General features: G+C 68.6%; 11 protein-coding genes, 2 tRNA genes and 1 pseudogene. 7 read left to right on the top strand and 7 right to left on the bottom strand.

Translation table 11 applies throughout. From position 1 onward, the window contains the following. Positions 1 to 251: 251 nt before the first annotated feature. Together fadD32 and ACIHAX_RS29155 are read right to left on the bottom strand one after the other, a co-directional pair. Entirely contained in the window at positions 252 to 2,180 is a 1,929-nt protein-coding gene (gene fadD32 / locus ACIHAX_RS29160) for a long-chain-fatty-acid--AMP ligase FadD32 (protein ID WP_397280740.1), read from the bottom strand. 108 nt (positions 2,181 to 2,288) lie between these two features. Continuing rightward, complete coding sequence (locus ACIHAX_RS29155) at positions 2,289 to 3,539, bottom strand: KasA/KasB family beta-ketoacyl-ACP synthase (RefSeq protein WP_397280738.1); 1,251 nt, start codon at positions 3,537 to 3,539, stop codon at positions 2,289 to 2,291. A gap of 336 nt (positions 3,540 to 3,875) precedes the next feature. On the opposite strand from ACIHAX_RS29155, the gene ACIHAX_RS29150 reads away from it, so the two are divergent. The 5 genes and pseudogenes from ACIHAX_RS29150 to ACIHAX_RS29130 all read left to right on the top strand — a co-directional run bounded on the left by ACIHAX_RS29150 (position 3,876) and on the right by ACIHAX_RS29130 (position 7,946). Further along, the gene (locus tag ACIHAX_RS29150; RefSeq protein WP_356963509.1) at positions 3,876 to 5,009 is read left to right on the top strand and encodes a DNA (cytosine-5-)-methyltransferase; all 1,134 of its coding nucleotides are present in this window, start codon (positions 3,876 to 3,878) and stop codon (positions 5,007 to 5,009) included. Continuing rightward, positions 5,006 to 5,434, top strand: coding sequence for a very short patch repair endonuclease (locus tag ACIHAX_RS29145; RefSeq protein WP_355073042.1), 429 nt, complete (start codon positions 5,006 to 5,008; stop codon positions 5,432 to 5,434). Before ACIHAX_RS29150 ends, ACIHAX_RS29145 begins: the two co-directional genes overlap by 4 nt. 155 nt (positions 5,435 to 5,589) lie before the next feature. Then, positions 5,590 to 6,249, top strand: a pseudogene (locus ACIHAX_RS29140) (DUF998 domain-containing protein); the annotation flags it as partial. 126 nt (positions 6,250 to 6,375) lie between these two features. Then, complete coding sequence (locus ACIHAX_RS29135) at positions 6,376 to 6,768, top strand: RidA family protein (protein ID WP_364437514.1); 393 nt, start codon at positions 6,376 to 6,378, stop codon at positions 6,766 to 6,768. A 461-nt stretch (positions 6,769 to 7,229) separates the two neighbouring features. Continuing rightward, positions 7,230 to 7,946 carry a maleylpyruvate isomerase family mycothiol-dependent enzyme gene (locus ACIHAX_RS29130; protein WP_397280736.1) on the top strand — a complete coding sequence of 239 codons (717 nt, stop codon included), beginning with the start codon at positions 7,230 to 7,232 and terminating at the stop codon, positions 7,944 to 7,946. 130 nt (positions 7,947 to 8,076) lie between these two features. Here ACIHAX_RS29130 and ACIHAX_RS29125 read toward each other — a convergent pair. From ACIHAX_RS29125 to ACIHAX_RS29115, 3 genes are all read right to left on the bottom strand, one after another. Beyond that, a tRNA-Arg gene (locus tag ACIHAX_RS29125) sits at positions 8,077 to 8,149 on the bottom strand. Positions 8,150 to 8,183: 34 nt separating this feature from the next. Next, a tRNA-Ser gene (locus ACIHAX_RS29120) sits at positions 8,184 to 8,273 on the bottom strand. 88 nt (positions 8,274 to 8,361) lie between these two features. Then, complete coding sequence (locus tag ACIHAX_RS29115) at positions 8,362 to 9,066, bottom strand: dienelactone hydrolase family protein (protein WP_355073048.1); 705 nt, start codon at positions 9,064 to 9,066, stop codon at positions 8,362 to 8,364. 116 nt (positions 9,067 to 9,182) lie between these two features. On the opposite strand from ACIHAX_RS29115, the gene hisC reads away from it, so the two are divergent. Beyond that, complete coding sequence (gene hisC / locus ACIHAX_RS29110; protein WP_364437249.1) at positions 9,183 to 10,256, top strand: histidinol-phosphate transaminase; 1,074 nt, start codon at positions 9,183 to 9,185, stop codon at positions 10,254 to 10,256. Here the strand turns inward: hisC and ACIHAX_RS29105 are convergent. Together ACIHAX_RS29105 and ACIHAX_RS29100 are read right to left on the bottom strand one after the other, a co-directional pair. Beyond that, the gene (locus tag ACIHAX_RS29105) at positions 10,253 to 11,389 is read right to left on the bottom strand and encodes an alpha/beta hydrolase family protein (protein WP_355073051.1); all 1,137 of its coding nucleotides are present in this window, start codon (positions 11,387 to 11,389) and stop codon (positions 10,253 to 10,255) included. The genes hisC and ACIHAX_RS29105 overlap by 4 nt on opposite strands. 5 nt (positions 11,390 to 11,394) lie before the next feature. After that, positions 11,395 to 12,426: a HoxN/HupN/NixA family nickel/cobalt transporter gene (locus ACIHAX_RS29100; protein ID WP_397280733.1), complete on the bottom strand. Its 1,032-nt coding sequence runs from the start codon at positions 12,424 to 12,426 to the stop codon at positions 11,395 to 11,397. 308 nt (positions 12,427 to 12,734) lie between these two features. On the opposite strand from ACIHAX_RS29100, the gene ACIHAX_RS29095 reads away from it, so the two are divergent. Next, positions 12,735 to 12,926, top strand: a 192-nt coding sequence (locus ACIHAX_RS29095; RefSeq protein ID WP_364437242.1) for a hypothetical protein, incomplete at its 3' end; no start/stop codon positions are given.

The raw sequence follows: 12,926 nt of genomic DNA, 5'->3' as shown, positions 1-12,926 counted from the left end.
GAACGAGACCCACGGTGATGTTCGCAGCAGGGTCCGACATCTCAGGGTCGCACCGGAACGCGCGTCGACCAACCGATTTTCGGCCGCCGCCGGACATCCACGGCTCGTCGCGGCGACGGATTCGGCACTCATTCGCCCAGTTCACAACCTCTAGCGAACTCGAGGTCAAGTCGCGCGGATCCGGGCTCCCGGCTGCTCATCGCCGGATACCCGCGGGTCACCGATCGCGACCGCTACCTCGAGACCTAGCTCTAGCCGACGCCCGCGGTCTCCGACTCCCACTCTTGCGGCGCGTCCGGGAAAGCCTGCTGCTGGTGGCCGCCGCGCAGCGTGCCCTCCAGATAGGCTGCCCGGCAGGCGCGGCGGGCGATCTTGCCGCTGGAGGTGCGCGGGATCGACCCCGCGGGCACCAGCAGCACGTCACGGACCATGACGCCGTGGCGGCGCGCGATCGCGGCACGCACCGTGTCGGCGACCGGCTCCGGCTCGAGCTTGCCCGCGCGGGCATTGCGCTCCGCGACGATCACCAGCTGCTCGGAGGTGTCCTCGGCATCGAACCTCAGACCGGACTGGCTGCCCTGCTCGAAGACCAGCGCGGGCAGTTCGTTGGCGGGTACCGAGAACGCCGCGACGAAGCCGGGGCGCAACGCCGTGCTCGATTCCTGGGCCGAGAACTCCAGATCTTGCGGATAGTGGTTGCGGCCGTCCACGATGACCAGGTCCTTGACCCGTCCGGTGATGTACAGCTCGCCGTCGAGGTACGCGCCGAAGTCGCCGGTGCGCATCCAATTGGCGTCCTGCGGCGTGCCCTCCGCGTGACTGCCCTCGGGCAACCGAGCGGTCAGCTCGGCACGGAAGGTGGCGGCGGTCTCCTCGGGACGGCCCCAATACCCGGTGCCCATGTTCTCGCCGTGCAACCAGATCTCGCCGACCTCGCCGTCACGCCTTTCTGTGCCGCGCTCCGGGTCCACGATCACCGCCCACTGCGACCGCGCGACGTATCCGCAGGACACCTGTGCGATCGCGTTGACCGCGTCCGCCGCGACCTCGACCATCCGCCCGGCGTTCAGCTCGGCCCGATCGACATAGACCACCTTCGCCTTGTCCTCGGCCCTGGTGGCGGAGACGAACACCGTCGCCTCGGCCATGCCGTAGCACGGTTTGATCGCCGTCTCCGGCAACCCGTACGGCGCGAACGCCTCGTTGAACTTCTTCATCGACGACACCGACACCGGCTCGCTGCCGTTGATCAGCCCGATCACATTCGAGAGGTCCAATTCCTCGCCGGGCTTGGGTCTGCCGCGCGCCGCGGCGTGCTCGAACGCGAAGTTGGGTGCGGCGGCGAAGGTTCCGGCGCCGTCCGACGCGGCGGCCAGTTCCTTGATCCAGCGATAAGGACGGCGCACGAACGCGCTCGGCGACATGATGGTGATGAACCCGCCGCCGACGGTCGGCAGGATCACGGCCAGCAGACCCATGTCGTGGAACAACGGCAGCCAGGTGACCCCGCGCGAATTCTCGGTGACGCCGATGGCGTCGATCATCTGCAGCAGATTCGTGCCCACCGCGCGGTGGGTGATCTCCACGCCCGCGGGCGTCCGGGTGGAACCCGAGGTGTACTGCAGGTAGGCGACGCTGTCGATGTTGATGTCCGGGCGCACCCACGAAGCGCCGACACTGTCCGGGATGGCCTCCACCGCGATGATCCGCGGACGCTCCTGCGGCGGCAGGTGCCGGAAGAATTTCCGCACACCGCTCGCCGCCGAGCCCACCGTGAGGATCGCGGCGGGCTTGCAGTCGCCGAGCACCGCGTGCAGCCGGTCGGTGTGGCCCTGCTCCTCCGGATCGAACAGCGGAACCGCGATATTCCCCGAGTACACCGCGGCGAAGAGCGCAACGACGTAGTCGAGTCCTTGCGGAGCGAGGATCGCCACCCGGTCGCCCGGGCGCGTGACCTGTTGCAGCCGGGCCGCCACCGCGCGCAGGCGCACACCGAACTGCCGCCAGGTGAGCTCTAGATATTCGCCGTCCCGCTCCCGGGAGTAGTCGATGAAGCGGTAGGCGAGGTCGTCGCCGTTCTCCACGCTGTGCTTGTCGACGAAGTCGATCAGGGTCTTGTCCCCACGAATCTCGATATTGCCCTGATCGTCCAGATAGTCGTCGAAAGTTTCGTCGATCATCGCCTTATCCTTTTCCAGCGCACAGACACTCGGGCCGTGCAATGACACCGAACACAGGTCGATAACGAAGCGTCGGGAAGGCTAGCAGGTGTCCCGGCCACCTGGCCCTCAGTACCGGCCGAAGGCGAGCGCGACATTGTGCCCGCCGAAACCGAACGAATTGTTCAAGGCGTAATCGATACGGCCCGGCCTGCTTCCGCCGTGCACCACATCCAGATCGATCTCGGGATCTTGATTGTCCAAATTCAATGTGGGCGGAATGATTTCGTCCCGCACGGTGAGTACCGTGAGCACCGATTCGAGCGCGCCGACCGCGCCGATGGAATGCCCGAGAGCCGATTTCGGCGCGTAGACCGACGCATGGGTGCCAACGGCCTCGCCGATCGCACGCGCCTCCGCCGTGTCGCCGATGGGAGTGGCGGTCGCGTGCGCGTTGACGTGCGTGACATCGGACTTGGCCAGGCCTGCCGTCCGCATCGCCCGCGACATCGCGCGCGCGGCGCCGGTGCCCTCGGGATCCGGCGCGACCAGATGGAAGCCGTCGGAGGTGACGCCCGCGCCCATCAGCCGGGCGTGAATGGTCGCGCCGCGCGCTTTGGCGTGCTCCTCGGTCTCCAGCACCATCAGCGCGCCCGCCTCACCGAAGACGAAGCCGTCGCGGTCGGCGTCGAAGGGACGGGAGGCGCTCTTCGGCGCGTCGTTCCTGGTGCTCATGGCGCGCATCATGGTGAACGCCGCGATCGCGAGCGCCTGGATGGAACCCTCCACGCCGCCGGTGACCATCACGTCGGCGTCGCCCATGACGATCATCCGCCATGCGTTGGCGATCGCCTCCGCACCGGAGGAACAGGCCGAGACCGGCGTGCTCACCCCGGCCCGCGCACCGATCTCCAGCGCGACGCAGGCCGCCGCGCCGTTCGGCATCACGGCCTGGACCGTGTACGGCGACACTTTGCGGTAACCGCCGTTGTGCAGCTTGTCCCGAGCGTGGATGATCGCCTCCGCGCCGCCGAGCCCGGTGCCGATGGACACCCCGAGACGACGCGTGTCCACCTCGGGGCTGCCCGCGTTGCGCCAGACCTCACGCCCGAGCACGACGGCCAACTGCTCCACGTAAGCGAGCCTGCGGGCCTCGGCGGCGTCCAGATACGCGGCGGGCGGCACCTTCAGATGCCCGCCGATGCGGACCGGCAGCTCGAATTCGTCGATGAACTCGTCTTCCAGGACGTCGATACCGCTGTCGCCGTTGAGCAAGCCTTTCCACGTGGAATCCACGTCACCCGCGATGGACGTGGTCGCCGCCAGGCTGGTGACCACGACCGAGGGAAACTGTCCGTTTTTAGTGGAAGGCATCTGCATGTTTCGCTCACTTTCCCTAGCGTCGCTCTGGAACTTCGTCGAGCAAAAGCAATGCGCGAGCGCGCCACCAGGATCGTGGGCGGCCCGCGCGGATGGCACTGGAGCGCAGGCGGATCGGCCGGTCATCACGTCCGGGTGCGACCACCCTTGTGCATTATTGGAAAAGCGCACCGATCGCACGGCGTGACACGCGGACCGTACCAGGTGCCGGGGACGATGGTCGCGATGTTCGGGGAACGCCTCGGACGACTCGAGTAACCTGCTCCCCGGGCACAGGACGCGCGGGCGGCGTCCGGTGTGGACGCGAGAAAGGGAAGGTCGTTGACGGGCGCGCGGATGGTCGGGCTGTTCGCCGGGATCGGCGGACTCGAGCTCGGCCTCGGCAGGCACGGCTGGCACACCGAGTTGCTGTGCGAGATCGAGCCCGGAGCCCAAGGCGTGCTCGCCGCCCGTTTCCCGGACGTGCCGCTGCATTCCGACATCACCAGACTCCGCGCCATCCCGGCGGGAACGGAACTGGTCGCGGCGGGATTCCCGTGCCAGGACCTCTCCCAGGCGGGGCGCACCGCCGGTATCACCGGCACGCGCTCGGGTCTGGTCGACGAGGTGTTCCGCCTGGTCCGCCGGAAGCGGGGCCCACGCTGGCTGCTGATCGAGAACGTGCCGTTCATGCTGCAACTCGGCCGCGGCGCGGCCATGCGGCACATCACGGGCGCGCTCGACGAGCTCGGCTACACCTGGGCCTACCGGGTGGTGGACGCCCGGGCGTTCGGCCTGCCCCAGCGCAGGCAGCGGGTGCTGATGCTGGCCTCCCGCACCGAGGACCCGCGCGGGGTGCTGTTCGGCGAGGACGCCGGTCCCCGCGCGATCGGCGATCCCGAGATCGATCCGTGCGGCTTCTACTGGACCGAGGGGGTGCGCGGACTTGGCTGGGCGGTGAACGCGGTTCCGACCCTGAAGGGCGGCTCCGCGCTCGGCATCGCCAGCCCGCCCGCGGTGCGGCTGCCGTCCGGGGAGATCGTCACGCCCGGCATCGCCGACGCCGAACGTCTGCAAGGTTTCGACGCGGGCTGGACGGCGCCCGCGACCGACGTGCCCGGCATCAGGAAGGGCCACCGCTGGAAACTGGTCGGCAACGCGGTGAGCGTGCGAATGGCGGCCTGGGTCGGGTCCCGGCTGGCCGCTCCGCTCGCACCGATCTCCGGCGAGCAACCGCTGTCGCCGGGCACTCCGTGGCCGGTCGCCGCATGGGGACACAACGGTGCCGCCTATCGGGTGCCGGTTTCCACCTGGCCGGTGCACGAGCCGTACGAGGACCTGGCCCACTTCCTCACCGACGCGCAGTTGCTCTCCGCCCGCGCGACGGCCGGATTCCTGCGCCGCACCACCATGGGCAGTCTGCGCTTTCCGCCCGGCTTCCTCGCCGACGTGGAAAGCCATCTCGATCGGATGGGTGGATGGGCGGCATGACCCGCAGGCCCACGACCGACGCGGTGACCAGCGCGAGGATGGCGCGTCAACGGCGCACCGGAACCGATCCGGAGCTGGCGCTGCGCCGGGAACTGCACCGGCGCGGGTTGCGCTACTTCGTCGATCGCGCGCCGATCCGGGGACAGCGCAGGCGCGCCGACCTGGTGTTCCCGCGCAGGCGCATCGCGGTCTACGTGGACGGATGCTTCTGGCACCGCTGCCCGCAACACGCCACCGACCCGAAGAACAACGCCGAGTGGTGGGCGGCCAAACTGGCGGGCAACGTGGCCAGGGACCGGGCCACCGACGCGGCGCTCATCGCCGCGGGATGGCACGTGGTCCGCGTCTGGGAGCACGAAGATCCCGTCAGTGCGGCCGACCGCGTGCAGGCCGCGCTGTCAGCGGTGTCGCACCCGCACGAGTGAACGCGGAGCGTGGGCGGCCAGATAACCCGACGCCACCATCACCGTCATGACCGCGATTCCGGCGGCGGCAGTCGCGAAACCGAGCATGGGGACCTCCTCGAGTTGCAGCTGTCGACCAGCGTGCCGGGCGAAGCTGACAAGACCCTGTGTGCCGGATGGTAATGACGTGTGCGGCCCGCCGCTGTCCGGCGCGCTCGAGCGACCAGCAGAATGAAGGCGTGACGAGTGGCCCGAAGATCGCTGTTCGGCGCGTACGACCGGCGATGGTGCTGGTCGCCGCGGCGATCGCGATCGCTGGGATCTGCTACTCCTCCTGGGTGCTGCAGTTCGTGCTCGGCATCGACCTCGACCCGGTCGACACGTTCCTCAGCGAACTGGACGCGGAGGGCAAGCCGTACCGGGAGGTGTTCGCGACCGCCGACCTGATCGTCGGGGTGGTCCTCGCGCCCGCGGCGATCGCGGGCCTGGTGTTGTTCCCGCGCCGCAGACTGACCAACGTCGGCTGGATCGCGCTGTTCTGCTTCGGCGCGGCGACCGTCGCCGACGTGCTGCTGCCGCTGCACGACTGCGTCCCCGGTGAGAGCGGGTGCGGCGGCCCGAGCGAACTATTTCCGCAACTGCATCAGCCGCACGCGCTGACGAGCACGCTGGCGGTCACCTCGATCGCGGTCGCCGCCTTCGCCTTCAGCCTCGCCGCGTTCCGCTATCGACGCTGGCGGGTGCTGCGCGAATCCGGGCTGGTCGTGCTGGTGATCGGCTCGCTGGCGACGGTATGGATGCTGGTGGCCGACAACCTGCCCGGGAACTACGCCCTCGGCATCGCCCAGCGGATCCAGGTGGGCGCGATGTCGCTGTGGTTGATCGCGCTGGCCGCCGCGGTGATCGTGGAGGGCCGGGAACCTGCGCATGGCCGCGCCGAGCGCCGTGGAATGCTGTCGCCCATGAATGATCGCGTGAACATCGCATCGGGTTCGGAGTTCGAAGACATCGTCGGCTACTCGCGGGCGGTCCGGCTCGGCGATGTCATCGCGGTCAGCGGCACGACCGCGTCGGCCCCCGGCGGCACGGCGGTCGGCGGCGACGACATCGGCGAGCAGACCAGGGAAACGCTGCGGCGCATCGCCGCGGCGCTGGAAGAGGCGGGCGCGAGCCTGGCCGACGTGGTGCGCACCCGCATCTTCGTCACCGACATCGCCCGCTGGCCCGAGGTCGCCAAGGCGCACGCCGAGGTCTTCGACGAGATCCGTCCCGCGACGGCGATGTACGAGATCAAGGCGCTGATCACCCCGGCCTTGCTGGTCGAGATCGAGGCCGACGCGATCGTCGGCGGGTAGATCGCCGAGCGGGCTTCCAGGCCGCCGTGGTCTGTCCGGCTACCTGCCGAACTGGCGAGCCGTCATGCCGCCGAAGCGGATGGATCGTCGCGCGAAACGAGCGGCGATCGCACTCATCCCAGATCGCCCCAGCCCGCTGCCAGTCCTGGGCGGAATCACGGTTTGTCGCCCACGACGGCGGCACGCCGGAGGTTCACCGCCCTGCACCGAAACGCCCGGGGTCCGGCGATCTCCCCTCGAGTGCGACCACGGAGTTGTCGGATGTCGGTGCTGCGGGCTTCCATGCAGCGCCGGCGTTGAGCCCCTGTCGGAGCCGACGCCATCCGGTGTCCAGTGCGTCATCCAGCGCCGACGACACCGGTAAAGACCGACGGCACACACGCAGGCCCACAACAGTTCCGATGACAGGTCCGGCCCGTCGTTCGCGGCGGACCGGGTCTCGCATCGCTAGGGTCGAAACCGTGACCACCGCCTCGCAGACTCCCGTGCACCTCGACACCGTCGCCGAGGCGACCGCACGCCTGCTCGACACCATCCGCGGCCTCGACGAGCACGCCGTCACCGAGCCCTCCCTCCTGCCCGGCTGGACCCGCGGCCACGTCCTCGCGCACCTCGCCCGCAACGCCGACAGCTTGGTGAACCTCCTGTTGTGGGCGCACACCGGCGTCGAAATCCCGCAATACGCCAGCCCTTTCCTGCGCGACGCCGACATCGAGGCGGGCGCACCCCGTCCACTCGCCGAACAGCTCGCCGACAACGACGTCGCCGCGACCCGTTTTCTCGGCCTCGCACGCTCCCTCACCGACGACGCATGGCGAGCACAGGTCCGCACCCGCCAGGGCCGCCCCATCCCGGCAACCGAAGTCCTGTGGATGCGCTTGCAGGAGGTCGAAATTCACCACGTAGACCTGAACGCGGACTACCACCCCGCCGACTGGCCCGCCTCATTCGTAGCCCGCATCCTCCCCCAGGCCACCGCCGACCTCACCCGCCTCACCGCCGACACCCCCCTTGCCATCACCATCCAGGCCACCGACACCGACTTCACCGCCCCCATCGGTCCCTCTCCCACCGACACCATCTCCGGCCCAGCCGCCTCCCTCGCCGCCTGGCTCCTCGGCCGCGCCCCCGGCACCGACCTCACCGGCCCCCTCCCCACCCTCCCCGCCTGGAAGTAACCACGAGTGGCACACCACTGCGGCATCGCCCGAGAAGCCGTCTCCTTGGTGTGCCACTCGCGAGCGTCACCTACATGGATGTAATGCGAGAAGGCCCCTCCGCTGCTACCGGAGGGGCCTTCTACCTGCGTGCGCCCGAAGGGATTCGAACCCCTAACCTTCTGATCCGTAGTCAGATGCTCTATCCGTTGAGCTACGGGCGCATGTGTTATTCAGTTGTACCCGGTTTCCCGGGTGTGGCGGAGGCGAGAGGATTTGAACCTCCGGTCCCCGTGAAGGGACAACTCATTAGCAGTGAGTCCCATTCGGCCGCTCTGGCACGCCTCCTGGAGCCTTCTCTTCGAGGGCACCGGTCCTTTCGAACCGCCGAGCAGAAAGGTTACAGGAGCTACCGACCAGATCACAAAACGGCTGGTCAGCGTAGGTTGCTGTCGAACCAATCGAAGATTCTGGTCTGCGAATCGACCGCGTCGCCGTCGTCCGCCTCGAAGGTGTCGGCCCGGTGGTGCAGGCCGGAGTAGGTGACCACCAGGCTGGCGACCGCGGCGCGGGCGGTCGCGTCGCGTAGCTCGTCCACCTGGGCGGGCGGGGTGGATGGGTCGTCGACGCCGAACAGGCCGAGCCACGGCGCCTGCAGGTTGGGCGCGGCGCGCACGAGGGCGTCGGCCTGCTCGGTAAGCGGCTCGGTGATGCCGTGCGCCGCGACGCTCACCGCGGCGCCGATCGGGCGATTGGTCGCGACCAGGAACGCGGCGGTGCCCGCGGAGTCGAACCCGAGCACGCCGATGGTGTCGGGGAACACCCCCCGCCGGGTGAGCCAGTCGAAGCAGGCGTCGAAGTCCGCGAACAGCTCGTCGCCGAAGACCCCGGCGCCGGGTTCGCCGTCGCCCCGATGGAAAAGTTTGGGCGCGACCACCGTCCAGCCCTCGCCGGCCAGCGCGTTCATCAGGTCGCGTAACGCGCCGGAGAACTCGCGCGACTCGTGCAGCAGCACGATGCCGCCGCGGGCGTTTCCATCCGGCTCCACCACCGTGATGGGCACCTGCCCACCGCTGGCCGGCCGCTCGTCTTCCTGGTCGCTCGCCCGCAGCGGGGCCAAATCGTCGTAGGTGCCCGACATGAAACCAGCGTAGGGCGAGTTGCTGAACTTCGGTAGAAGTTGCACGTGAGGGGCTATATCCCAAAGAATTTCCGGTACGCCGATCGGGCTTTTCCGGCGCCGATTAGGGTTGGAGTGTGACAGCGCAGATCCGGCCGGACCTCGAATCGATCCCGGCGTACACCCCCGGCCGCAGCAATCCCGGCGCGGTCAAGCTGGCCAGCAACGAGACGACCGTCGGTCCGCTGCCCGCCGCCGCCAAAGCCATCGCCGAAGCGGCCGAGCTGGCCAACCGGTATCCGGACAATCAGGTGACCGAGTTGCGGACGGCGCTGGCCGAGTTCCTCGGGGTCGGCTTCGAGAATGTCGCGGTCGGCTGCGGCAGCGTGGCGCTGTGCCAGGAGCTGGTGCAGATCACCTGCTCGGCACCGTCGGACGAGGTGCTGTACGCGTGGCGCTCGTTCGAGGCGTATCCGATCGTGACCAAGGTGGGCAACGCCACCGCGGTGCAAGTGCCGCTCACGGCCGGTCAGGTGCACGATCTGGACGCGCTGGCCGACGCCGTGACCGAGCGGACCAAGTTGATCTTCGTCTGCAACCCGAACAACCCGACCGGCACCGCGGTAGGCCGAACCGAGCTGGTCCGGTTCCTCGACGCCGTGCCGTCGCACGTGCTGGTGGTGCTCGATGAGGCGTACTACGAATACGTCCGGCTCGCCGACCGCCCCGACGGCGTCGAGATCGGCCGGACCAGACCCAATGTGGTTGTGCTGCGCACCTTCTCCAAGGCATACGGCCTGGCCGGGTTGCGGGTGGGCTACGCGGTGGGCGATCCGGCCGTGATCACGGCGCTGCTGAAGGTGCACATCCCGTTCAGCGTGAGCAGGATCGCGCAGGCGGCGGCGATCGCGTCGCTGGAGTCACGCCACGAATTGCTGGATCGCACGGACGTTCTGGTCGTCGAACGCGAGCGGGTGCGCGACGCGCTGGTGGCGGCGGGATACCCGGTGCCGCCGAGTGAGGCGAACTTCGTCTGGCTGCCGCTCGGCGCGCGCAGCGCCGAGTTCGGCGAGGCCAGCGCGGCGGCCGGGGTGCTGGTGCGGCCGTACGGGACCGACGGGGTGCGCGTCACCATCGGCGACCCGCACGAGAACGACCTGTTCCTGAGCTTCGCCAGCGCCCCGGAGGTGCTCGCCCGGTTCCTTGGTTAGCGGACGCCTATCGCGGGCGCGATCGTGGGCCAGGAGAGGGCGAGCTCGTCCTCCCAGTACGGCCAGGAGTGCGTGCCGGTGGCCCGGAAGTGCGCGGTGACCGGGATGCCGAGCGACCGCAGCCGGTCGGTGAGCCGCCGGGTACAGGCGTTGGTGGCGGCCTCCAGCGGGCCGCCGAACGTGATGGCGCTGGGCAGGTCGACATTCGGCGTCCCCGGCACGTCGTGCACACCGGGCAGGCCGCTGCCGACCGACAGGTAGATCGTCTTGCCCCGCAACGCGTCCGCGTGCAGGGTGACGTCGTGCGCCAGCCAGTCCGGGTCGTCCTGCTTGCCGAACATGTTGTCCGGCTCGCCCATGTAGGTGGCCACCACCGCCCGCGCCTGCGCCTGGCCGATGTCGGTGCCCATCGAGAAGCAGCCGCTGTGCGCCCCGATGGCTTTGTAGAGCGTCGGCTGCCGGAACGCGAGCATCATCGCGGCCTCCGCACCCATCGAGACGCCCATCACCGCGTTGGTGCCGTTGCCGTCGAACTTCGCGTCGATCAGCGGAGGCAACTCCTTGGTCAGGAATGTCTCCCACTTGTTGGTGCCGAGCACCGGGTCCGGCTGCTGCCAGTCGGTGTAGAAGCTGGCCGGCCCGCCGACGGTGAGCACGACGTTGACGTCCTTGTCGGCGTAGAAACGGTCGGCGTGCCCGAGTTCGGTCCAGTTGTTGCTGTCGGGGCTCGCGCTGCGGCCGTCGAGCATGTAGACGGTGGGACGCGGGCGCGACTGGTCGCGTGGCAGCAGTACCTGCACCTCGACCACCCGGCTCATCGCGGGCGAGGCGACGTAGACCCGCAGCCACCGATCGTTGATCGGTTCGATGCGCTCGATTCGCGGCGTCGAGGGCTGTTTACTGGTCGGCTCCGCCGGGCCGGGACCGTCCGACGATCCGGTGTTGACCGGCGGCGGATTGCCGGGCGCCGCCGTGACCTGGGGTGCACCGAATGACACCACACCGGAAACGAGTGCGGCACTGATCAGAGCGCTGGAGAGCCAACGCCGCACCCCGCGACACAGCATGCCGACCATCCTGCCAGAGATGTCGATGGCCGCAGGAAGGCCGTCGCCGTGTCGAAGACCACGCACCGTGCTCACCGTGCGGGCAGACCCTCCTGCCAGCGCCGCTCCACGCCGGCTAAACGCCACACCGCGACGGCGACCGCCCAGGTGAGCACGAACAGCCCGACGATGATGAACCCGAGATCACCGAGGTCGAGATTTCCGATCCAGGCGACGACGCCCGATCGGACCTCGAGCCGCTCTGCGAAGATCGAGACGATCTCCTGCCCGCCGATCAACAGCGCCACGGCCACCGACAGTCCGGTGATCACCAAGTTGTAGTAGATCTTCCGCACCGGCTCGGCGAAGGCCCAGTCGTAGGCGAAGCTCATGAACGAACCGTCCAGCGAGTCGAACAGCGCCATGCCCGCCGAGAACAGCACGGGCAGTACCAGGATGGAATACCAGGGCAGCCCGGTCGCCGCCGCGCCGCCCGCGATCACGAGCAGCCCGACCTCGGTGACGGTGTCGAAGCCGAGGCCGAACAGCACGCCCACCGGATACATGTGCCGCGGCCTGCGGACGAGGCCGAGCACCGGTCGCAGCAGCCGGTTGAGCAGGCCCCGGCTGTCCAGCTGCCGTTCCAGCTGCGCCTCGTCGAATTCGCCGCGGCGCATCTGCCGGAACACGCGCCAGATGCCGACCAGCGACGCCAGATTGAGCAGACCGATCAGGATCAGGAACGTGCCAGAGACGCTGGTGCCCCACAAGCCCGTCCAGCGTTGCAGGGCCGAATCCTCGTCCGCCAAGGTGGACGCCAGCGCCCGCACACCGAAGGCGAGCAAGGCCACGAGCACGAACACGACCGTGGAGTGGCCCAGCGCGAACCAGAAGCCGACTGTCCGGACCTTTTGCTTCCCGCTCTCCGCCACCAATTTTCGAGTGGTGTTGTCGATGGCGGCGATGTGGTCGGCATCGAACGCGTGCCGCATGCCGAGCGTGTACGCCGTCACCCCGAGACCGATGCCGAACACCGAACCGTCGATCACATAATGGTTCGGCGCGACGAACAGCAGCAGCGTCCCCCAGCCGAGGACGTGCAGAGCCACGACGGTGATGGTCATTCCGATGACACTGCGCACGAGCGAACCCCTCGACCCCCGAAATGCAGACACGTCAACGATACTCGACCGCACCGACATCGGTCCGCGTCTCGGGGCGATCCAGCAAATCCAGCAAATCGCGGCACACCATCAGCACACCCGCCGTACGCTGAGCGCCGAGCCTTTTCCGGGTATCGAACTAGGACGGGCATGATCGCGCATCCACACTATCGGCGCCGAGGTCACCGCACTGCGCTGCACGGCACCGTGCGGACCGGCCGCCCGGTTCACAGTCGCGACGGCCCCTGTGTCTCCTGAGTTGGCCTCGAGTGAAAGCTAATCCGTGGCATCTGCCATGCGCGGGCAACCCCGACGAAGCGGTGCCCGCTGCGCTTCCCGCGCGAATTCTCTGCTCGATTCGTCTGTTTCATCGCAGCACCTATGCCCGACCGGAGAAAACCGTGAATCCAGTGTCGCCCGTCTCCTCGATCGAGAACGAACCGGACACAAATCCTTTCCTG

The organism is Nocardia sp. NPDC051929, assembly GCF_044548645.1.
GTDB lineage: Bacteria > Actinomycetota > Actinomycetes > Mycobacteriales > Mycobacteriaceae > Nocardia > Nocardia sichangensis.
This window is presented reverse-complemented; position numbering and strand designations above follow the sequence as displayed.

Bases quoted from the DNA above. Each gene is read 5' to 3' on its own strand.
- fadD32 (WP_397280740.1), bottom strand. From the start codon at position 2,180: ATGATCGACGAAACTTTCGACGACTATCTGGACGATCAGGGCAATATC.
- ACIHAX_RS29155 (WP_397280738.1), bottom strand. From the start codon at position 3,539: ATGCAGATGCCTTCCACTAAAAACGGACAGTTTCCCTCGGTCGTGGTC.
- ACIHAX_RS29150 (WP_356963509.1), top strand. From the start codon at position 3,876: ATGGTCGGGCTGTTCGCCGGGATCGGCGGACTCGAGCTCGGCCTCGGC.
- ACIHAX_RS29145 (WP_355073042.1), top strand. From the start codon at position 5,006: ATGACCCGCAGGCCCACGACCGACGCGGTGACCAGCGCGAGGATGGCG.
- ACIHAX_RS29135 (WP_364437514.1), top strand. From the start codon at position 6,376: ATGAATGATCGCGTGAACATCGCATCGGGTTCGGAGTTCGAAGACATC.
- ACIHAX_RS29115 (WP_355073048.1), bottom strand. From the start codon at position 9,066: ATGTCGGGCACCTACGACGATTTGGCCCCGCTGCGGGCGAGCGACCAG.
- ACIHAX_RS29100 (WP_397280733.1), bottom strand. From the start codon at position 12,426: ATGACCATCACCGTCGTGGCTCTGCACGTCCTCGGCTGGGGGACGCTG.